The sequence below is a fragment of the Nocardia violaceofusca NBRC 14427 genome, from assembly GCF_963869435.1.
Lineage (GTDB): Bacteria > Actinomycetota > Actinomycetes > Mycobacteriales > Mycobacteriaceae > Nocardia > Nocardia aobensis.
Genome location: NZ_CAWMPM010000009.1, coordinates 178,467 through 197,330, shown reverse-complemented (window position 1 = coordinate 197,330; position 18,864 = coordinate 178,467). Strand labels below are relative to the sequence as shown.

General features: G+C 68.8%; 22 protein-coding genes. 6 read left to right on the top strand and 16 right to left on the bottom strand.

What is annotated here, in order from left to right; all coding sequences use genetic code 11:
• Nucleotides 1-32 precede the first annotated feature (32 nt).
• On the bottom strand, nt 33-353 hold the full coding sequence (locus AC5592_RS09110) for a GroES family chaperonin (RefSeq protein ID WP_030513633.1): 321 nt from the start codon (nt 351-353) through the stop codon (nt 33-35).
• 50 nt (nt 354-403) lie between these two features.
• Between AC5592_RS09110 and AC5592_RS09105 the strand changes: the two genes are divergently transcribed.
• The 3 genes from AC5592_RS09105 (at nt 404) to AC5592_RS09095 (ending at nt 2,530) form a co-directional block, all read left to right on the top strand.
• A complete protein-coding gene (locus tag AC5592_RS09105) occupies nt 404-1,762 on the top strand; it encodes an FAD-binding oxidoreductase (protein WP_036498433.1) in 1,359 nt (452 codons plus the stop codon).
• Between the two features lie 111 nt (nt 1,763-1,873).
• The gene (locus tag AC5592_RS09100; RefSeq protein ID WP_036498432.1) at nt 1,874-2,194 is read left to right on the top strand and encodes a hypothetical protein; all 321 of its coding nucleotides are present in this window, start codon (nt 1,874-1,876) and stop codon (nt 2,192-2,194) included.
• Between the two features lie 45 nt (nt 2,195-2,239).
• On the top strand, nt 2,240-2,530 hold the full coding sequence (locus tag AC5592_RS09095; RefSeq protein WP_036498431.1) for a GNAT family N-acetyltransferase: 291 nt from the start codon (nt 2,240-2,242) through the stop codon (nt 2,528-2,530).
• A gap of 22 nt (nt 2,531-2,552) precedes the next feature.
• Here AC5592_RS09095 and AC5592_RS09090 read toward each other — a convergent pair whose 3' ends face one another.
• The 5 genes from AC5592_RS09090 to AC5592_RS09070 all read right to left on the bottom strand — a co-directional run bounded on the left by AC5592_RS09090 (nt 2,553) and on the right by AC5592_RS09070 (nt 6,964).
• On the bottom strand, nt 2,553-2,861 hold the full coding sequence (locus AC5592_RS09090; RefSeq protein WP_030513629.1) for a hypothetical protein: 309 nt from the start codon (nt 2,859-2,861) through the stop codon (nt 2,553-2,555).
• Nucleotides 2,862-3,161: 300 nt separating this feature from the next.
• Nucleotides 3,162-4,319, bottom strand: coding sequence for an acyl-CoA dehydrogenase (locus AC5592_RS09085; RefSeq protein WP_036498430.1), 1,158 nt, complete (start codon nt 4,317-4,319; stop codon nt 3,162-3,164).
• Nucleotides 4,320-4,502: 183 nt separating this feature from the next.
• Nucleotides 4,503-5,183, bottom strand: coding sequence for a TetR family transcriptional regulator (locus tag AC5592_RS09080; RefSeq protein ID WP_036498429.1), 681 nt, complete (start codon nt 5,181-5,183; stop codon nt 4,503-4,505).
• A 49-nt stretch (nt 5,184-5,232) separates the two neighbouring features.
• On the bottom strand, nt 5,233-5,769 hold the full coding sequence (gene purE, locus AC5592_RS09075) for a 5-(carboxyamino)imidazole ribonucleotide mutase (protein ID WP_063063931.1): 537 nt from the start codon (nt 5,767-5,769) through the stop codon (nt 5,233-5,235).
• Entirely contained in the window at nt 5,762-6,964 is a 1,203-nt protein-coding gene (locus AC5592_RS09070; RefSeq protein WP_036498459.1) for a 5-(carboxyamino)imidazole ribonucleotide synthase, read from the bottom strand. The genes purE and AC5592_RS09070 overlap by 8 nt, the downstream gene beginning before the upstream one ends.
• 151 nt (nt 6,965-7,115) lie before the next feature.
• On the opposite strand from AC5592_RS09070, the gene AC5592_RS09065 reads away from it, so the two are divergent.
• Entirely contained in the window at nt 7,116-7,661 is a 546-nt protein-coding gene (locus AC5592_RS09065; RefSeq protein WP_039776751.1) for a GtrA family protein, read from the top strand.
• 9 nt (nt 7,662-7,670) lie between these two features.
• Here AC5592_RS09065 and AC5592_RS09060 read toward each other — a convergent pair whose 3' ends face one another.
• The 7 genes from AC5592_RS09060 to AC5592_RS09030 form a co-directional block, all read right to left on the bottom strand.
• Nucleotides 7,671-8,981 carry a sensor histidine kinase gene (locus AC5592_RS09060; protein WP_036498426.1) on the bottom strand — a complete coding sequence of 437 codons (1,311 nt, stop codon included), beginning with the start codon at nt 8,979-8,981 and terminating at the stop codon, nt 7,671-7,673.
• 6 nt (nt 8,982-8,987) lie between these two features.
• A complete protein-coding gene (locus tag AC5592_RS09055; protein WP_030513615.1) occupies nt 8,988-9,665 on the bottom strand; it encodes a response regulator transcription factor in 678 nt (225 codons plus the stop codon).
• A gap of 60 nt (nt 9,666-9,725) precedes the next feature.
• Entirely contained in the window at nt 9,726-10,274 is a 549-nt protein-coding gene (locus AC5592_RS09050) for a PH domain-containing protein (RefSeq protein WP_036498425.1), read from the bottom strand.
• Between the two features lie 29 nt (nt 10,275-10,303).
• Nucleotides 10,304-11,101: a biotin--[acetyl-CoA-carboxylase] ligase gene (locus tag AC5592_RS09045; protein ID WP_232329269.1), complete on the bottom strand. Its 798-nt coding sequence runs from the start codon at nt 11,099-11,101 to the stop codon at nt 10,304-10,306.
• Nucleotides 11,102-11,182: 81 nt separating this feature from the next.
• Nucleotides 11,183-11,413 (bottom strand): hypothetical protein, encoded by a 231-nt coding sequence (locus AC5592_RS09040; protein WP_157121697.1) that lies wholly within the window; start codon nt 11,411-11,413, stop codon nt 11,183-11,185.
• A 131-nt stretch (nt 11,414-11,544) separates the two neighbouring features.
• Nucleotides 11,545-11,883: a hypothetical protein gene (locus tag AC5592_RS09035; protein ID WP_063063929.1), complete on the bottom strand. Its 339-nt coding sequence runs from the start codon at nt 11,881-11,883 to the stop codon at nt 11,545-11,547.
• Nucleotides 11,883-12,335 (bottom strand): DUF1707 SHOCT-like domain-containing protein, encoded by a 453-nt coding sequence (locus AC5592_RS09030; protein WP_063063928.1) that lies wholly within the window; start codon nt 12,333-12,335, stop codon nt 11,883-11,885. The genes AC5592_RS09035 and AC5592_RS09030 overlap by 1 nt, the downstream gene beginning before the upstream one ends.
• 279 nt (nt 12,336-12,614) lie before the next feature.
• On the opposite strand from AC5592_RS09030, the gene AC5592_RS09025 reads away from it, so the two are divergent.
• Entirely contained in the window at nt 12,615-14,279 is a 1,665-nt protein-coding gene (locus tag AC5592_RS09025) for a serine/threonine-protein kinase (RefSeq protein ID WP_063063927.1), read from the top strand.
• A gap of 147 nt (nt 14,280-14,426) precedes the next feature.
• Here AC5592_RS09025 and AC5592_RS09020 read toward each other — a convergent pair whose 3' ends face one another.
• Nucleotides 14,427-16,229: an acetyl-CoA carboxylase biotin carboxylase subunit gene (locus tag AC5592_RS09020; RefSeq protein WP_063063926.1), complete on the bottom strand. Its 1,803-nt coding sequence runs from the start codon at nt 16,227-16,229 to the stop codon at nt 14,427-14,429.
• Nucleotides 16,230-16,350: 121 nt separating this feature from the next.
• The gene (locus AC5592_RS09015; protein ID WP_063063925.1) at nt 16,351-17,280 is read right to left on the bottom strand and encodes a sulfurtransferase; all 930 of its coding nucleotides are present in this window, start codon (nt 17,278-17,280) and stop codon (nt 16,351-16,353) included.
• Between the two features lie 158 nt (nt 17,281-17,438).
• Here AC5592_RS09015 and AC5592_RS09010 point away from each other — a divergent pair, with 158 nt between their 5' ends.
• On the top strand, nt 17,439-18,230 hold the full coding sequence (locus AC5592_RS09010) for a helix-turn-helix transcriptional regulator (RefSeq protein WP_036498419.1): 792 nt from the start codon (nt 17,439-17,441) through the stop codon (nt 18,228-18,230).
• Here the strand turns inward: AC5592_RS09010 and AC5592_RS09005 are convergent.
• Entirely contained in the window at nt 18,138-18,863 is a 726-nt protein-coding gene (locus AC5592_RS09005) for a nucleoside triphosphate pyrophosphatase (protein ID WP_063063924.1), read from the bottom strand. The genes AC5592_RS09010 and AC5592_RS09005 overlap by 93 nt on opposite strands.
• Between the last annotated feature and the right edge of the window lies 1 nt (nt 18,864).

The following is an 18,864-nucleotide window of genomic DNA, read 5'->3' as shown; positions in this document are numbered from 1 at the left end:
CGGCCGCGCGACCGGGGGCATCGCCGTGGCGGTTACAGGTAGAGGCCGGTGCCGTGTTCGGGGCGTTCGCTGGCAACCGCGTGCAGATCGCGTTCGCGCAGCACCAGATAGGCCTGGCCCTGCACCTCCACCTCGAACTGATCCTCGGCGCTGAACAGCACGCGGTCGCCGACGCCCACGCTGCGCACGTGCGAACCGACCCCGCTGACCTCACCCCAGGTCAGCCGCTTGGCGACCTGCGCGGTGGCGGGAATCAGAATGCCGCCGCTGCTGCGTCGTTCGCCCTCCTCCTGGGAGACGCGAACCATGATCCGGTCGTGGAGCATCTGGATCTCGAGCTTGGCATCGGACACCGCGGCAGTGTACTGCGCACGGATCCCGTGCGAGCACGTAGGTTCGGGGTGTGGACATCGCAACACTCGCAGACCGGCTTCCCGACGGCACGGTCGTCACCGATCCCGACATCCTCGCGGGGTACCGCCACGACCGCGCACTCGATCCACAGGCCGGGATGCCGGCGGCGCTGGTGCGGCCGCTGACCACCGAGCAGGTCGCGACCGTGGTCGGCTGGGCACACGAACATCGGGTCCCGCTCGTGCCGCGCGGCGCCGGAACCGGACTCTCCGGCGGCGCGACCGCACAGGACGGCGCCCTGCTGGTGAGCACCGAGCGCATGCGCGAGATCACGGTCGATCCGGTCACCCGCACCGCCGTGACCCAGCCCGGACTGCTGAACGCCGAGGTCAAACGGGCCGCGGCCGAACACGGACTGTGGTATCCGCCGGATCCGTCGTCGTTCGAGATCTGCTCGATCGGCGGCAACGCCGCCACCAACGCCGGTGGGCTGTGCTGCGTGAAGTACGGCGTCACCACCGACTACATCCTGGGTATGGAAGTGGTGCTCGCCGACGGCACGGTGGTGCGGCTGGGCGGGCCGCGGCTCAAGGATTCCGCCGGGCTGTCGCTGACCAAACTGTTCGTCGGCAGCGAGGGCACCCTCGGCATCATCACCGAGTTGACACTGCGGCTGCTGCCCGCGCAGCCGCAGCAGAGCACCGTGGTCGCCACGTTCTCCACCCTCGCCGCGGCCACGGCGGCGATCGAGGCGGTCGCGGCCCGGCTGCGTCCCTCGATGCTGGAATTCATGGACTCGGTGGCGATCAACGCGGTCGAGGACGAAATGCGGATGGGCCTCGATCGCGAGGCCGCCGCCATGCTGGTGGCCCGCTCCGACGCCCCCGGCGAATTCCGCGCACGGGAGGCCGCGATCATCGCCGAGGCCTGCGAAAGCGCCGGAGCCGCCGAGGTTTTCCGGACCGAAGACCCGGAGGAGGGCGAAGCCTTCTGCGCCGCACGGCGATTCGCGATCCCCGCGGTGGAACGCAAGGGCCCGCTGCTGCTCGAGGACGTCGGCGTGCCACTGCCGCGCCTGGGCGACCTGGTCACGGGGATCGCCGAGATCGCCGAGCGCCGCGAGGTGCTGATCTCGGTGATCGCGCACGCCGGTGACGGCAACACCCACCCGCTGATCGTCTACAACCCCGCCGATGCGGACGAGACCGCACGCGCCCATCAGGCCTTCGGCGAGATCATGGATCTGGCCATCGCGCTGGGCGGCACGATCACCGGTGAGCACGGGGTCGGGCGGTTGAAGAAGGCGTGGCTGCCCGATCAGGTCGGTCCGGAGGTGATGGATCTGACCCGGCGCATCAAGGAGGCCCTGGACCCACACGGGATTCTCAATCCGGGCGCCGTGCTCTGAACTCGACCGCAGCCGGAAAAATCTCGCAAACCGGACAGTCAGCGGCTAGGCTGCGAGATCCCGGTTCGCTCGCCTGATGAGCGGCCCCCGTTGAAAGCCTCCCGAGGACAGATGATCAAGAGCCTGCCCGCCGTCGTGTTCGCCGCCGCGACGACCGTTTCCCTGCTGATTCTCCCCGCGGCCACCGCCGAGGCGAAGTCTCCGGCCTGCGATCGAGCCATCGCCATGGTCAACGCGGGAGTGCAGATGAGCGGCGGCACATTCGACGCCGAGACGGCCCGGGCCCTGCACGATCGGCTGTGGACCGTCGGCGATCTCGCCGCGGGTGAGGAGCGGGCGGCGATCACCGGATACGCCGATGCCCTGATCGACGACAACGTCACCGACCTGCAGCCCTTCACCGACGAACTCAATCGAGTCTGCGGGAGCTGACCTGCGCGCGGAACAAATCGGCCCGGGACGGCGGTTCCACCTGACATGACGACCAGGCTCGAGCACAATACGGCCGCCGGCCGCTACGAGATCTACATCGACGACACCCTCGCGGGCTACGCGGACTACAACGAAAGCAGCGCGGGCGGCAAGCCGATTCGCGACCTCAACCACACCCTCACCTTCCCCGAATTCCGTGGGCGCGGGGTGGCGGCGCAACTGGTCGAATACGCGCTCACCGACTGCCGCGACAACGGTTTCGCGGTAGTGCCGACCTGCTGGTACGTGGACCAGTACATCGGCGACCACCGCGAATACGCCGACCTGGTCGCCTAGCGGACAGACGACGGCCGCCGCGTCAGATGCGGCGCCGCCAGACCAGGAACTGCCGGTCGCCGACCGTGCCCATCGCCTCGATCACGGCGGCGTTGTCGAAGCCCGGCAGTTTCTGCAGGCGGGCCAGGAACTCGGTGTCGGCAGCGGAATGCGGGACCACGCAACCGTTCCCGCGCACACCGATCAGCACGAAGAACACATCGTCGGCGAAGGGGCCGTCGGCGGTCGTGATGATCCGCACCTCGGTCAGCTCCAGCCAGGTGACCTCTTCGATTCGCCCGTTGTCCAGCGTGCGGCGGACGAACCTGTCGGTGATCTCCACGCCTGCCATGCATCAATATTGCGCTGCGAAAGCCGTTGGGACAATTCCGAATTCGCCCGATTGCGATTGAACGAACATTTGAAATTGCAGATGAAAGTACTTCGCAGAGATTTTCTGGGTACTACCGTTCTACCAGCGAAAATTGCCGGTAATTCACTGAATTCGGCGCTTCGATACCGTAACGCGCCCTGACAACCCGGCGCGCGCGACGCGCCACGAGCCCCGGCCGCTTCGGTTCGATGTCACAAGGTGACGCGGGCGGTGCCGAGTCGGCACCGGCACCGCCCACGCCCTCGCGCGACCGTGCGATCAGCGCAGCAGCTGACGCGACATGACCAGACGCTGAATCTGGTTGGTGCCCTCGTAGATCTGGGTGATCTTGGCGTCGCGCATCATCCGCTCCACCGGGAAGTCGGTGGTGTAGCCGGCGCCACCGAACAGCTGCACCGCGTTGGTGGTCACCTCCATCGCCACATCGGAGGCGAAGCACTTGGAGGCGGCGGAGATGAAGCCCAGGTTCTTCTCGCCGCGCTCGGCGCGGGCGGCCGAGGTGTAGACCATCAGGCGCGCGGCCTCCACCTTCATCGCCATATCGGCGAGCATGAACTGGGTGTTCTGGAAATCGGCGATGGCCTTGCCGAACTGCTTGCGGTCCTTGGTGTAGGCGATCGCGGCGTCCAGCGCACCCTGCGCCAGACCGACGGCCTGCGCACCGATGGTGGGACGGGTGTGGTCGAGGGTCTGCAGCGCGGTCTTGAAACCGGTGCCCTCGGCGCCGATGATCCGGTCGCCCGGGATGCGGCAGTTCTCGAAGTACAGCTCGGCGGTCGGCGAACCCTTGATGCCCAGCTTGTGCTCGAGCGGGCCGACCACGAAGCCCTCGTCGTCCTTGTGCACCATGAACGCGGAGATGCCGTTGGCGCCCTTCTCCGGATCGGTCACGGCCATCACGGTGTACCAGGTGGACTGGCCGCCGTTGGTGATCCAGCACTTGGAGCCGTTGATCACCCAGTCGTCACCGTCGCGCTTGGCGCGGGTGCGCATGGAGGCCGCATCCGAACCCGCCTCGCGCTCGGACAGGCAGTAGGAGGCCATCTTGCCCTCGACGAGGTCGGGCAGCACCTTCTGCTTCAGCTCCTCGGAGCCCTGCAGGATCAGGCCCATGGTGCCGAGCTTGTTCACGGCCGGGATCAGCGAGGACGAACCACAGACGCGGGCGACCTCCTCGATGACGATGCAGGTGGCGACCGAGTCGGCGCCCTGGCCGCCGTAGGTCTCGGGGACGTGGACCGCGTTGAAGCCCGCGGCGTTCAGCGCGTCCAGGGCCTCCTTCGGGAACCGGGCGTTGCCGTCGACATCCTTCGCGTGCGGGGCGATCTCCTTCTCGGCCAGGCCGCGAATCGCCGCGCGCAGCTCGTCGTGGATGTCGTCCAACTTGAACAGATCGAAATCGGGGTTGCCCGCCATGGGTTCACTCCTGGTCGTGGGGTTTCGGTTCGCCTGGTCCGCGAATTCCGGCACTACACTGGCGCACCTCGGCACTCAGTGCCAGTCGCATTCGAGTATACGCCGCCGAAGGGCGACAACGTGAGGGGATACCGGGAATCCGCCCTGGCACTCAGTGCCACACGTCGGATTCACCGAACCCGCTCACAGATTATCGAGGCGTTCGGCCAGAAGGTCGGCGACCTGCCGGGCGGGCATCGCGCGCGGGAAGACCGCCACCACCAGCTCGGCCGGATCCGGCGCCGGACCGGGAGGCGCGATCGCCCGCACCGCCGCGCGCAGATCGGCCGCGCTCGCCTCGGATCGACCCCGCACCATGCGGCGCAGCAGATAGTTGTGGGTGGCGGTGACGGCCGCGCTGAACTGGATCAGCGCCAGATCGGGCACCTCGGGAAGCCGATCGCGCAGATAGTCGGTGAACAGCCGTTCGTACCGGAAGACGGTCACGATCTCGCGATCACGCAACGCCGGCGCCTGCCGGACGACCCGATAGCGGCGCGCGGCCAATTCCCTGGTCTCGGTGAACCGCTCGAAGATCCCGACCACCGCCTCCCGCACGGCATCCCACGGATCACCCTGCGCCGCAGTCAGATACGCCTTCGCCCGGGCGAGCTGCTCCTCGTGGTCGGCGAAGACCACATCCTCCTTCGACCGGAACTGCCGGAAGAACGTCCGCCGCGAAATCCCCGCCGCCTCCGCGATCTCGTCCACCGTGGTCGCCTCGTACCCCTGCTCCGCGAACAGCCGCAACGCGTGATCGACCACGGCCAGCCGGAACTCGGCGGCGTCGGCGGCGCGAACGGGGGTCGAATTGTCGCTGGGCACCCCACAACGGTAGCCGTGCCGTACCGGGAGGCCCCGGGCGCGCCGACGACTAGCCGAGCAGACGGGTGCGCAGGGCCTCGTCCTTGTCGAGGACGAGTTTCTCCAGGTCGGCCTGGAACTGTTCCATGCGGGTGCGCAGCTGGGGATCGGCGGCGGCGAGGATGCGGACGGCCAGCAGGCCCGCGTTGCGGGCGCCGCCGATGGAGACCGTGGCGACGGGGACGCCGGCCGGCATCTGCACGATCGACAGCAGGGAGTCCATGCCGTCGAGGTACTTCAGCGGGACCGGGACACCGATCACCGGCAGCGGCGTGGCCGAGGCGACCATACCGGGCAGGTGGGCGGCGCCGCCGGCACCGGCGATGATCACCTTGACGCCGCGACCGGCGGCCTCGCGGGCGTAGTCGAGCATGCGCTGCGGCGTGCGGTGCGCCGAGACCACACCGACCTCGAAGCGAATCCCGAACTCCGCCAACGCTTCCGCGGCCGCTTCCATCGTGGGCCAGTCGGAGTCGCTGCCCATGATCAGGCCGACCGCCGGAGCGGAGCCCGCGGAGCGACCATCGAACCCGATTGCGTTACTCATGGGGATCCCATCCATCGGTCCACACCGCGTGCGACATCCAGTGCGCCGCTCGTTCGGCCTTCTCCCGCACCTCGGTCACGTCGTCACCGAGGATGTTCACATGCCCGATCTTGCGCTTCGGGCGCTCGCCCTTGCCGTAGAGGTGCACCTTCGCCTCCGGGATCCGGGCGAACAGGTGATGCAGCCGCTCGTCCATCGACATCGCCGGCGCCTCGGCCGCGCCGAGGATATTCGCCATCACCGTCACCGGCGCCAGCGGCGTCGTGGCGCCCAGCGGATAGTCCAGCACCGCGCGCAGATGCTGTTCGAACTGTCCGGTGACGGCGCCGTCCATCCCCCAGTGCCCGGAATTGTGCGGGCGCATGGCCAGCTCGTTGACCAGCAGGTCACCGGCGTGGGTCTCGAACAGCTCCACGGCCATCGCACCGGTGACACCGAGTTCGGCGGCCAGCCGCAGGGCCAGCGATTCGGCCTCGGTCGCGGCCTCGTCCGAGAGCTCCGGTGCGGGCGCGATCACCACGGCGCACTGCCCCTCGCGCTGCACGGTCTCCACCACGGGCCAGGCCGCGGCCTGCCCGAACGGCGAGCGCGCCACCATCGCGGAGAGCTCACGCTTCAGATCCACCCGCTGCTCGGCGAGCAATGTCACACCGTGCCCGAGCTGATCGGTGACGATGCGTTCGGCCTCGGCGGCGTCGTCGATCATCCACACGCCGCGCCCGTCGTAGCCGCCCCGCACCGCCTTCAGCACGAACGGACCGTGCTCGGCGAGAAATCCGGTGGCGTCCGCGACGGCCTCGACCGCCGTGAACGCCGGAACCGGCACGCCCATCCCGGCCAGCTTGCGCCGCATCGCGAGCTTGTCCTGGGCGTAGACCAGCGCGGCCGGCGGCGGCTGCACGTTCACACCCTCGGCCACCAGCGCCAGCAGATGCTCGGTCGGCACATGTTCGTGGTCGAAGGTCACCGCGTGCGTACCGACGGCAACCTTGCGCAGCGCCGCGAGATCGGTGTGCGATCCGAGCACCACCTCGGGGCTGACCTGAGCCGCCGGATCGTCGGGTCGCTCGACCAGGACCCGCAGGCACTGTCCCAGCGCCACGGCAGCCTGATGCGTCATCCGCGCCAGCTGGCCGCCGCCGATCATCGCGACGGTCGGCATTCCGCCACCTTCGAAACTGCGTGAAACCGGCATCGGTTCACCTTCGGCAACCTCTTGCACCCCGGTGGAAGGGTCCATCGATGGCCCACTACGCTCGCTCACAGCCCACCATGTTGTCATGCGCCCACACGCGGGAGTGAGTGCGGGTTGATTGCCCATCGCGGGACGGACGTAGACTCACCGGGTGCCATTTGTCGACGATGTGGTCAACATCCTCCCCAAAACACTACGGGACCTCGCTATTCGTCATCACGAGCTGATCAAGTTCGCGATTGTCGGAGCGACCACTTTCGTCATCGACAGCGGAATCTTCTACATCCTCAAATTGACGGTTCTCGAGTCGAAACCGATCACGGCCAAGATCATTTCCGGGGTTATCGCGGTCATCGCGTCCTACATCCTGAACCGGGAATGGTCGTTCAAGGGTCGCGGCGGTCGTGAGAAACACCACGAAGCCCTGCTGTTCTTCATGGTCAGCGCCATCGGAGTGCTGCTGTCGAATCTCCCGCTGTGGGTTTCGCGGTATTTCTTCCACCTGCACGTCCCCGATGTCAGCTTGACCGTGGAGAACATCGCCGACTTCGTCAGCGCCTTCATCATCGGCAACATCCTGCAGATGGTGTTCCGATTCTGGGCGATGAAGCGCTGGGTGTTCCCCGACGAAATCGATGCGCTGGTCGAGGAATTCGAAGAGCTGTACGAGGAAGAGAAACCGCTCGGCTTCAGCTGAACCCGTCGTTCAGCGGGGCTCCCCGATGACGCCGTTACCCGACCGCCCCGCGGTCGGCTTACCGAGGAATACCGCGAACAGCGCCGGACGCCGTCGCTGGAGTTCCAAGCGGCCACCGTCGGCTTCGATCAGCGCGCGCGCCAGCGCCAGCCCCACTCCGGTCGATCCGGCGCCGGAGAAGCCGCGGTCGAAGATGTGCGGCGCCAGTTCGTCGCTGACCCCCTCGCCCTCGTCGGCCACCTCCACCGCCACCAGCGGTTCCCGGTCGGGGCCGCCGTAGACCGTGCGCACCGACACCGAGCAGTCACCTCCGCCGTGCACCAGCGCGTTGTCGACCAGCACGGCCACCGCCTCACGCAACCGTGATCCGGTGACCGGGGCGCGCAGGCCCGGATCGCCGGAGAGCACGAGTTTGCGCCCGGCCTCGGCGAAGGGATGCCGCCATTCGGCGACCACCCCGCGCAATTCGGCGACCACCGGAACCGGTTCGTGATCGGCGGCGTCCTGGTCGCGGGAATCGCGGACCAATTCGTCGATCGCCTCGGTGAGCCGGTCGACCTGCGCCATCGCCTCCTCCGATTCCTGGACGACCGCCGGATCCGGATGCGCCGACAATTCGTCGAGACGCAGCCGCACCGCGGTCAGGCGACTGCGCAACTGATGGGAGACATCGGCGACCAAGGCGTGCTCGCGCTGCAGCCGACCCGCGATCTCGACCGTCGCCGAATCGAGCACATCCGAGACGCGGTCGAGTTCGGTGATCCCGTGCCGGCGCGGATCGGGCCGGAAATCGCCCTTCGCCAGCCGCGCGGCGCGCGCGGCCACATCGCGCAGCGGATCGGCGACCCGTCGCGCGGTCACCACCGCCACCGCGGCCCCCGCCGCCAGCGAGGCCAGAGCCACCAGCGCCACCGCGCCCACCGCTTGCCGCTGCATCGAATGCATGGGGGCGGCCGGCACCTCGAGTCGCAACGAGCCCGACGTGCCCATCGACAGCGATTCCACCACCGGGTTCTCGACCTCCGGCGCACCCGCGTCCACGCGCAGCGCGGCGTCCTCGGGTGTCGGATAGATGATGGTCAGCCGTCCGCCGGAGGGGATCAGCGGCCGCACCGAGCGCAGGTCGAGCACGCCGTGGACCAATCCGTCGTCACGCTCCTGGCCGACGATCTCCACCGACATGCGATCCAGCCGGGCGCGCAGGTCGCTGCGGGTGATATCGGCCACCCACTGCCACGCCGTGAACGCCAGCGGGATACCCAACACCACGGTGGTGAGGGTCAGGGCCGCCAGCATGGACAGCAGAATTCGGCGCCGCATCGGCGATCAATCGGTGTTGAAGCGGAAACCGACACCACGCACGGTGACGATGCGCCGCTCCGCGACGGGGCCCTCGTCGCCGATCTTGCGGCGCAGCCAGGACATGTGCATATCGAGGGTTTTGGAGCCGCGTAGATCGGCATCGCCCCACACCTCGCGCAGAATCGTCTCGCGCGGCACGACCTGCCCGGCCCGGTCGATGAGCACCTTGAGCAGTTCGTACTCCTTGTTGGCGAGATTCACCTCGTGGCCGTTGACCAGTACCCGGCGCGCCGCGGGTTCGAGCCGCACACCGCCGATCTCCACCGCCTCGTCGCCGATGCCACTGCGCCGCAACAGGGCTCGCACGCGGGCCAGCAGTTCGGCGAGGCGGAAGGGTTTTCCGACATAGTCGTCGGCGCCGGCGTCGAGACCCACCACGAAATCGACCTCGTCGGTCCGGGCGGTCAACATCAGCACCGCGAGATCGGCGCCCCGCGCACGTACCTGGCGGCACACCTCCAGGCCGTCCATACCGGGTAGCCCGAGGTCGAGGATGAGCAGATCGTGTTCACCCTCCAGCGCCCGGCGCAGCACGGCGGGGCCGAAACTCTCGACGGTTACCGAATAGCCTTCGCGCCCCAGGGCTCGCGAGAGCGGAGCGGCGATGGCCTCATCGTCCTCGGCCAGCAGTACGGCGGTCACAGCACAAGATTACTGGCGAACCGGGCCGGTCGGGCGTGCGCCACCGAACCACGGCGGCCGCTACCGACGGCGGCCGTAACGAGGGTCCTGATACTGGTCGTGGCCCGGATCGCCGTGCGGGTTGTCGAAGACCTGGTGGTACAGCAGCGAATGCACCTTCTGCACGTTCGGAATGTCGTCGTATTCCAACGGATCCCCCGAGGCGGCGTCGATGATCAGCGTGCCCGTGCCCAGCAACCGGTCCGACAACCCGTGGCGGAACTGCACACTGGAGATGCGGTTCATCGGGATATCGATGCCGGTGTGGGTGAGTACGCCCTCGCGTACCAGCACCCGCCGGTCGGTGATGATGAAATGCGTTGACTTCCAACGGATCACCTGCGACAGGCAACGCCACACGACCAGCAGCGCCCACACCACGACGATCGCGATGAGAACGATGTTGCGCGTGGTGCCCTCGGTGTTGCGCCAGGCCAGCCCGCTCAGGAATCCGGCCAGCGCGGTGGCGAGGATGAAGGTGAGCGCCGGCAAGAACAACATCTTCCAATGCGGATGACGGTGCAGTAGCAGCTGCTCGTCCGGCGCGAGCAGCTCCTCCGGATAACTCATATTCGAACCCTACCCCCTGATTCGTCGCGCTACGCCGGGCGAAGATGAGTGACGTCGCCCGCCGATACCGAACGGCCACCGATGATCAGGCGGCCGTAGCCGTCGATATCGGTGGCCACGCCGGTGAGGACCTCGCCGCCCGGCAATTCCGCCCGCACGTCCGCGCCGAGGGTGGCGCAGCGGGCACGATACGCGTCGGCCAGCGCGCCGACATTCCAGTTCTCCGTCCGCCATTCGGTGAAGTGGCGGGCGAAGGCGCGCAGCAGGGCGAGGACCAACGCGTTGCGATCGGCGTTCTCGGCGCCGGCCAAGGTCAGCGAAATGGCATGTGGCACAGGCAGTTCGTCCTCGGTGAGGCTCACATTGAGCCCGACGCCGACGACGACCGCCGGAGCGCCCGCACCGGAGGCGACCTCGGCCAGGATGCCGGCCACCTTGCGGCCGCCGATCAGAACATCGTTGGGCCACTTGAGGTTCGCGTCCAGGCCGGTGGTTTCGCGGACCGCGTCCACGACGGCGACACCCGTCAGCAGTGGCAGCCAGCCGAGGACGGCCGGTTCGATACCGCCGAGGCGCACCAGAATCGACATCGCGATCTGCGCGCGCGGCGGACTCACCCACGAACGTTCGTGACGGCCGCGGCCGCTGTCCTGATATTCGGCGACCAGCACCCGTCGATCCGAGGACGGATCGCCGGCGGCACCGATCAGATCCGCATTGGTCGAACCGGTCGACTCCACCACATCGATACGGGAGAAGAACGACAGGTCGGGCTGTTCGGCGACGGCATGTCGCAGGATATCGGCGTCCAACGGTGGCCTCTGCACGCCTCGCAGGCTACTCCAGCGGGTTGCGGCCGCCGATATGCCGCTCCGCAACGAACCTCCGCACCCGGCGAGTGCGACCTCTCATCGGGCCAGGTCGTACTCCGGCAACTGGATCGAGCGCACCATCGCGCTCGCACCGCCGAATGCCATCACGGCGTCGGAGGCCGGTTCGCCGACCTCTTCCGGAGCCGGCGCCCCCGGCCGCTCGGCCCAGACCTCCGGATCCACGACGGTCGGCGCCGGTTCTCCGGCCGACCGGGTCAATGCTGTCGCGGTAGCCCGCTCCGCGACCGATCTACTCCACTCCCACATCGCGCACCTCCCCAGTGCTTGATTTCGGAGTCCTCACGGTACGGGTACGGGCACCCGGCAATCCACCGAATTAATCGGCCGTCCCGGCCACCCGCCGCGAAAAACACTGCGGTACAGCGTTTTCGGTGAAATCACAAAGGTCGCAGGCCCAGCGCTCCGGCGACGAAGCGGCTCACCGCGGTCAGACCGGACTGCAGCGCCGAATCGTAGCCCGCACGCGACCAGCCCGAAATCTCCGCGGTGCCATCGGCTCGAGGCGTCACCACGATCTCGGCGACCAGTTCCGCGGTGGTGGGTTCGCACACCGCCCACGAATATCCGGTCTGCTCGGCCCATTCGCGGGCACGGCGTTCGACATAGCCGGGATCGGTGATGCCGCCGTCGGCCAGTGCCGGGCGGTCGTCGATGCGGTCGTCGGCACGCAGCGCGCGCAGATACCAACTGCCGGCGTTGATCTCGATCGGTTCCATCAGAACCTCCGGCGACGGTCGCGCCGACGGCGGCGGTCGAGCAGGCGGTGATCGTCGCCGCCGAGGAGCCGGCGATCGTGGCCGCGCTGCTGCAGGCCGCCGGTGACGATGCCGGCCGCGGGGATGAGCAGGAACCAGAGCCAGGTATGGGTGGTGAAGAACAACACCAGCGCGAGGATCACCACCAGGCCCATCATCGGACCGGCGAATTCGCGGCGCCCGCCCGGCTGGGCGGCGGCCGGTTCCGGCGGTTCCGGCGGCTCCGGTACGGCGGCCGGGAGGTCGCCGAACACCGGCGCCAGATCACCCCGCGTCACCGCCGCGGCGATCAGGCCGCTGCGTTCGTCGAACTCGGCGACCGACAACCGACCGGCGGCGAAGTGCTCCGACAGGCGCTGCATCGCCTGCTCGCGCTCCGCGGTACCGATGCGGACGTCGGGAGAATCAGCCATGGCACGAGATTACCGCGCTGCGCGCCGGTGAGCGGGCCCGATCCACCCGCGGTACCGCCGACCGCCTATCCGCACTATCGTCGGTCTCATGTTCCGCCAGCGCGGCATCGGCACCGCTGCCGCCCCGCTCGTCGCAGCGTCGTCGGGTCGAGCCCCACAGCCGAGTTCCGAGACGCGACCGCAGATCGGCGACGCGGGGCTCCGGCCGCGGACGAGCCCGCCGAGCGGCGATGTCCCCGGCGGCTTTCGGCCGAACACCACGCACATCGGGCGGATGCGATGACCGCGCGGGAATTCGGGCGGTATCGGCTCGATCGACTGCTCGGCCGGGGGTCGGCCGGGGAGGTGTGGCTGGCGTACGACCCGGCGGACGCGCGGACCGTCGCGCTGAAGATCCTGTCCGGGAGTGCGGCCGAGGACGCGGATTACCGGCGGCGGTTCGAGCGGGAGGCCCGGATCGGGGCGCACCTGGACAATCCGCACATCGCGCCGATCCATCGGTTCGGCGAATACGCCGGACGGCTGTATCTGGACATGGCCTACATCCCGGGCGTGGACCTGGCGCGGCTGGTGCGGTCCAGTGCGATGGAGCCGGCGGAGGCGATCGAGCTGACCTCCCAGATCGCCGAGGCACTCGATGCCGCGCACGCGGCCGGGCTGGTGCATCGAGATGTGAAGCCCGCCAACATCATCGTGCACACCAGCGGATTCGCCTATCTCATCGATTTCGGCATCGCCCGCGCGGTCGGGCAGACCACCATCACCGCAACCGGTTTCACGGTCGGCACGCTCGCCTATATGGCGCCGGAACGCTTCACCGGGCACGGCGACTCCCGCTCGGACGTGTACTCGCTGGCGTGCGTGCTGTACGAATGTCTCACCGCGCGAAGGCCGTTCGGCGATACCGACGCCGTGCGGCAGTTGCACGCCCACCTGCACGAAGCCCCGCCGCGCCCCTCCGCCGCCGATGCGCACATCCCCGCCGCCCTCGACGCGGTGGTCGCGCGAGGTATGGCCAAGCGTGCCGACGACCGGTACCGCACCGCGGGTGAGTTGGCGGCCGCGGCCCGGGCCGCCGTCGGGATGACGATCTCCGATCGCACACCGCCGTTGCTGCAATCCGAACAGGGATCCACGACGCGGCTGGGGTCGGGATCCGCGACCAGGTACATCAGCCCTGCACCAGCGGCGACCGGACCGTCCGGCCCCGCCTTCGCGGCGACTCGGCAGGACGCCGCGCCGGCTGCTCCGAGGGATTACTCCGGCCCCGCGCCCGCCGCATACGGGCACCCCGGGCCCGCACCCGTAACGAGAAGAGTCGGCTCCGAACCCGCGGGGCCGGCAGCCGACCGGCCGCCTGCCCCGGTGCGGGCTACTCGTGTCCTGCCGGACGCGACCGCACCCGTCGGTTCACCGGCGTCACCGGCAGATCGCGCGGTGTCCGCCCGGCCGAATCCGTCGGACGTTGGCAACCCTCGGCCCACTCTGGTCGGTAGCACGTCTTTTCCGGTGAAATCGGTTCCGGCACAGCATGTTCCGGCCACGCCGCCACGACGCCCGACGCTCGCCCTCGCCGCCGCACTGATCGGCGCCGCCATCGTCGCCCTCGCGGTCGTCGCCGGATGCACGGCCCTGCTCAGCAGTGGCTCCCGCACTCCGTCCGACCAGCAGTCGACCACCCGGACCGAGGTGAACACTCCCGTGCCGACCACCGCGGCGCCGGCCACCCCGGAACCCGAATACACCACGACGGTCATCCCACCGCGCTGGACGCTCCCCTTCCCGACGAACATTCTGCCGCCGCCGCTCCAATTTCCCCATCCCGCAGCGCATTCCGAGGAGCACCACCCCGCACCGGCAAAGAAGGGCAGTCACGGCGCTCCGCGAACCGACCGGGTCTCCTGCGCCGAGGACACCACCGCCTGCGAGGGCGCGGCACGATAACCCCGTCCCGCGTCGGCCGCCGGCGAGCCGTCGCCGCCTGCCCGCCGGGATACACGCCGACCGGCACAGGGCTGCCACACGTCACGGCCGAAACGTCGAAGGCCCCGCTCCGAATCGGAGCGGGGCCTTCGACGAAAACTGTTGGTACTACTTGATTTCGGCGAGCACGGTGCCCTGGGTGATGGCGGCGCCGGCCTCGACGGCCAGGCCGGTGACCACACCGGACTTGTGCGCGTTGACCGGGTTCTCCATCTTCATGGCCTCGAGCACGGCGATCAGATCGCCCGCCTCGACCGACTGGCCCTCTTCGACGGCCACCTTCACGACGGTGCCCTGCATCGGCGCGGTCACCGCGTCGCCGGAGGCGGCCGAGGCGCCCGCGCCGCCACGCTTGCGCGGCTTGGGCTTCTTGCGGATCACGCCCGCGCCGTTGTTACCGGCGGCGGCCACACCCGCGCCCACGCTGAACTGGCCCGGCAGCGACACCTCGAGGCGACGGCCGCCGACCTCGACGACCACCGTCTGGCGCGCACCCTCCTCCTCGTCCTCGATGGGCTGGCCACCGGTGTAGGGCTCGATGGTGTTTTCCCACTCGTTCTCGATCCACTTGGTGTAGACGTCGAACTTGGTGCCGTCACCGACGAAGGCGGGGTTGGTCACGATGTGGCGGTCGAACGGCAGCACCGTCGCCAGGCCCTCGATCTCGTATTCGGCCAGCGCACGCGCGGCCCGCTCCAGCGCCTGGGTGCGGTTCTCACCGGTGACGATCAGCTTGGCCAGCATGGAGTCGAACTGTCCGCCGATGACGCTGCCGGCGACCACGCCGGAATCGACGCGCACGCCGGGGCCGGACGGCTCCTTGTAGACGGTGACCGGGCCCGGTGCGGGCAGGAATCCGCGACCGGCGTCCTCACCGTTGATGCGGAATTCGATCGAGTGGCCGCGCGGGATCGGGTCCTCGGTGATGGTCAGCTCCTCGCCGTTGGCGATGCGGAACTGCCAGCGCACCAGGTCCAGACCGGAGGTCTCCTCGGTGACCGGGTGCTCGACCTGCAGGCGGGTGTTGACCTCGAGGAACGACACGGTCTCGCCCTGCACCAGGTACTCCACGGTGCCGGCGCCGTAGTAGCCGGCCTCCTTGCAGATCCGCTTGGCGGACTCGTGGATCTTGGCGCGGACCTCGTCGGACAGGAACGGCGCGGGCGCCTCCTCGACCAGCTTCTGGAACCGGCGCTGCAGCGAGCAGTCGCGGGTGCCGGCGACGATGACGTTGCCGTGCTTGTCGGCCAGCACCTGGGCCTCGACGTGGCGGGCCTTGTCGAGGTACTGCTCGACGAAGCACTCGCCGCGGCCGAAGGCGGCGGTCGCCTCGCGGGTGGCGGAGTCGAACAGCTCCGGGATCTCCTCGATGGTGTGGGCGACCTTCATGCCGCGGCCACCACCACCGAAGGCGGCCTTGATGGCCACCGGGACGCCGTACTGCTCGGCGAACTCGACGACCTCGTTCGCGTCCTTCACCGGATCCTTGGTGCCCGCGGCCATCGGGGCCTGCGCGCGCTCGGCGATGTGGCGGGCGGTGACCTTGTCGCCCAGATCGCGAATCGACTGCGGCGAGGGGCCGATCCAGATCAGCCCGGCGTCCAGGACGGCCTGGGCGAAGTCCGCGTTCTCGGACAGGAAGCCGTAACCGGGGTGGATCGCGTCGGCGCCGGATTTGCGCGCCGCGTCGAGAATCTTGTCGAAGACCAGGTACGACTCGGCCGAGGTCTGCCCTCCGAGCGCGAATGCCTCATCGGCCAATTTGACGAACGGCGCGTCCGCGTCCGGTTCCGCGTACACGGCGACACTGGCGATACCGGCATCCTTGGCGGCCCGGATCACACGCACCGCGATCTCGCCCCGATTGGCGATCAGGACCTTCGTGATCTGCGCGCTGGCATGGCTGGGCACTGAGCCTCCTGTGCTGTGGACAACTTACGTCTCGGGTGAGTGTAGGCAGTGTGCCAACAGACGCCGAACACGGCTAGGGCTACCGAACAGTAGCCCGGACCCCCGTGACGTGAACAACACCTTAGACCGACTGTGCCGCCGCCGACACGGCGGCCGGAGCCGAACCCGGTTCACTTCCCTTGACGATCGGCGTGCGCACGGCATTGCTCCACTCGGTCCAGGAGCCGTCGTAATTGCGCACATTCGCCACTCCCAGCAGCGAGGTCAGCACGAACCAGGTGTGTGCCGAATGTTCGCCGATGCGGCAATAGACGATGGTGTCCTCGGCTCCGAGCAGCGGCGCGTAGATCTGTTCGAGCTCCGCACGGCCGCGGAATCGGCCGTCGCCGCCCACGGCCGCGGTCCACGGGATGTTGATCGCGGTCGGAATGTGCCCGGCGCGCAACGACTGTTCCTCCGGACGGTCGAGGATGCGGTCGTCGTCGCCGGTGTACTCACCCACCGCGCGCACGTCGACCAGTCCGATGCCCGATCCGCCGCGAGTCAGGTAGCCGCGCACGTCCTCGAGGAAGGCCCGGCCGCCCCGGTCGTCGCGCTCGACGACCGGATACTCCCCCAGCCCGACGTCGGGCACCTCGAAGGTGGTGTCGCGGGCCTCGGAGATCCACGCCTCCCGGCCGCCGTCGAGCAGCCGCACATCGGGATGCCCGAACAGGCCGAAGACCCAGGCGGTGGCGGCGGCGGTGCCGTTGGCCTTGTCTCCGTAGACGACGACCGTATCGTCACGGGCGATGCCCTTGGCGCGCATGAGTTGGGCGAAACGGGCGCCGTCGATCACGTCGCGGGTGAGCGGATCGGTAAGCTCGGCCCGCCAGTCGATCTTGACCGCCCCTGGCACATGGCCGATGTCATAGAGCAGGATGTCCTCGTTGGACTCGACGATCGCGAGGCCACGCGTACCGATGTTTGCCGACAGCCACTCGGTGGTTACCAATCGTTGTGGATATGCATGAGAGCCGAAGGATGGATGAGAGTCCGGAGCGACGGGCACGGTGGAAGATCCTTCACACGTGGTAGGCGATGGTCGGCTGGGCAGTACCGATCGTAGGTGCGAACAATGCGCGCTGGCGGTTTCACATCACGAATCGGATGAAGCGCGATTAAGTCGCAGCGTCGTCCGATAAAGTCACATGGGAGGAGGGGTGAGCTATGTCCGATTCTTGGCCACGACGGCGCCTGCTTGCGATCCTACGCGGCGCCAGCGAGCCTCTCGATGCCCAGGAACTGGCGCGCATCACCGGACAGCACGTCACCACCGTCCGTTTTCATCTCGATGTTCTCACCCGGGAATCGCTCGTCCGCCAATTCCAGCAGCCGCCCCGGGGCCGCGGCCGCCCGCGCATCGGATACACCGCGGTACAGCGATCCGTCGGTTATCAGGATCTGGCGCAGGTGCTCGCCGATCAGCTCGGCAGTGATCCCCGCAGGCGTTCCGAATTGGCCGTGACGGCCGGACGGGCGTGGGGCGCCAAGGTCGAACAGCTCGAGCAGCCCATTGCCTCCCTCGACGACGCCCGCGACGTCGCGGTGACGGTGAGCTCGGAGCTGGGTTTCGCCCCCGAGCGCGATCCCGCCTCCGAAAACGGCGACCAGCTCAACATCCGCCTGACCGCGTGCCCGCTGCGCGAATTGGCGCGCACCCATTCCGAGGTGGTCTGCGGTGTGCATCAGGGCCTGATGCGCGAGGTACTGGATCGCAACGGCGGGCGCGATGCGGTGAACGTCCGGCTGCACCCGTTCGTGGGGCCGGACCTGTGCGTGATCCACTTGGAAGCGCTGGCGAGCACGCTGCCGGATCCCGCCCACATCCCCGATCAGGCGGGGGCGGCGCCGCGACTACCGACGCCGTCAGCCAATCGCGTCGGCCCGCAGCTGCGCACCGATCCACAACTGCGCAATACCGACGCCCACGTCGCCCAGGAGGCGACGCAGCAGCGGTAGGCCGATCCCGATGACGCTGGACGGGTCACCGTCGATGCGGTCGACGAACCAGCCGCCCATTCCGTCGAGGGTGAACGCGCCGGCCACCCGCAGTGGCTCGCCGGTGGCGATGTAGGCATCCAGCTCGATCGGCCCGGGTTCGGCGAAATGCACGGTGGTGGTGCTGCAGTCCTGGGCGTCGGCGACGATCGCCCCGTCCCGCAGGCGCAGCACGCAGTGGCCGGTCAGCAGATCGGCGCTGCGCCCGGCCATGTCGGCCCAGCGGGCGCGCGCGACGTCGGGAGTATGGGGCTTGCCCTGCAGGACGCCGCCGACCAGCAGCATCGAGTCGCAGCCGACGACCACACAGTCGTCCACCAGGCGCGGGGCCCGCGCGGAGACGATGCCGTAGGAATCCGGAGTGGCCGGGCCGTGTCCGGACGCCGCGGCGTCCGCGATCAGGCCGGCGGCCACGGTGTGAGCCTTGGCCGTGGCGAGGGCGGTGACCACGCCGGCGGGCGGAGTGTCCGGCGGCAGGGCCGCGGCGACCGCGTCCTCGTCGACCTCGGATATTCGCACCACCGGATCCAGCCCGGCCGCGCGCAGCACTTGCAGGCGCGCGGGCGAGGCGGAACCGAGAACGAATCCCGTCACG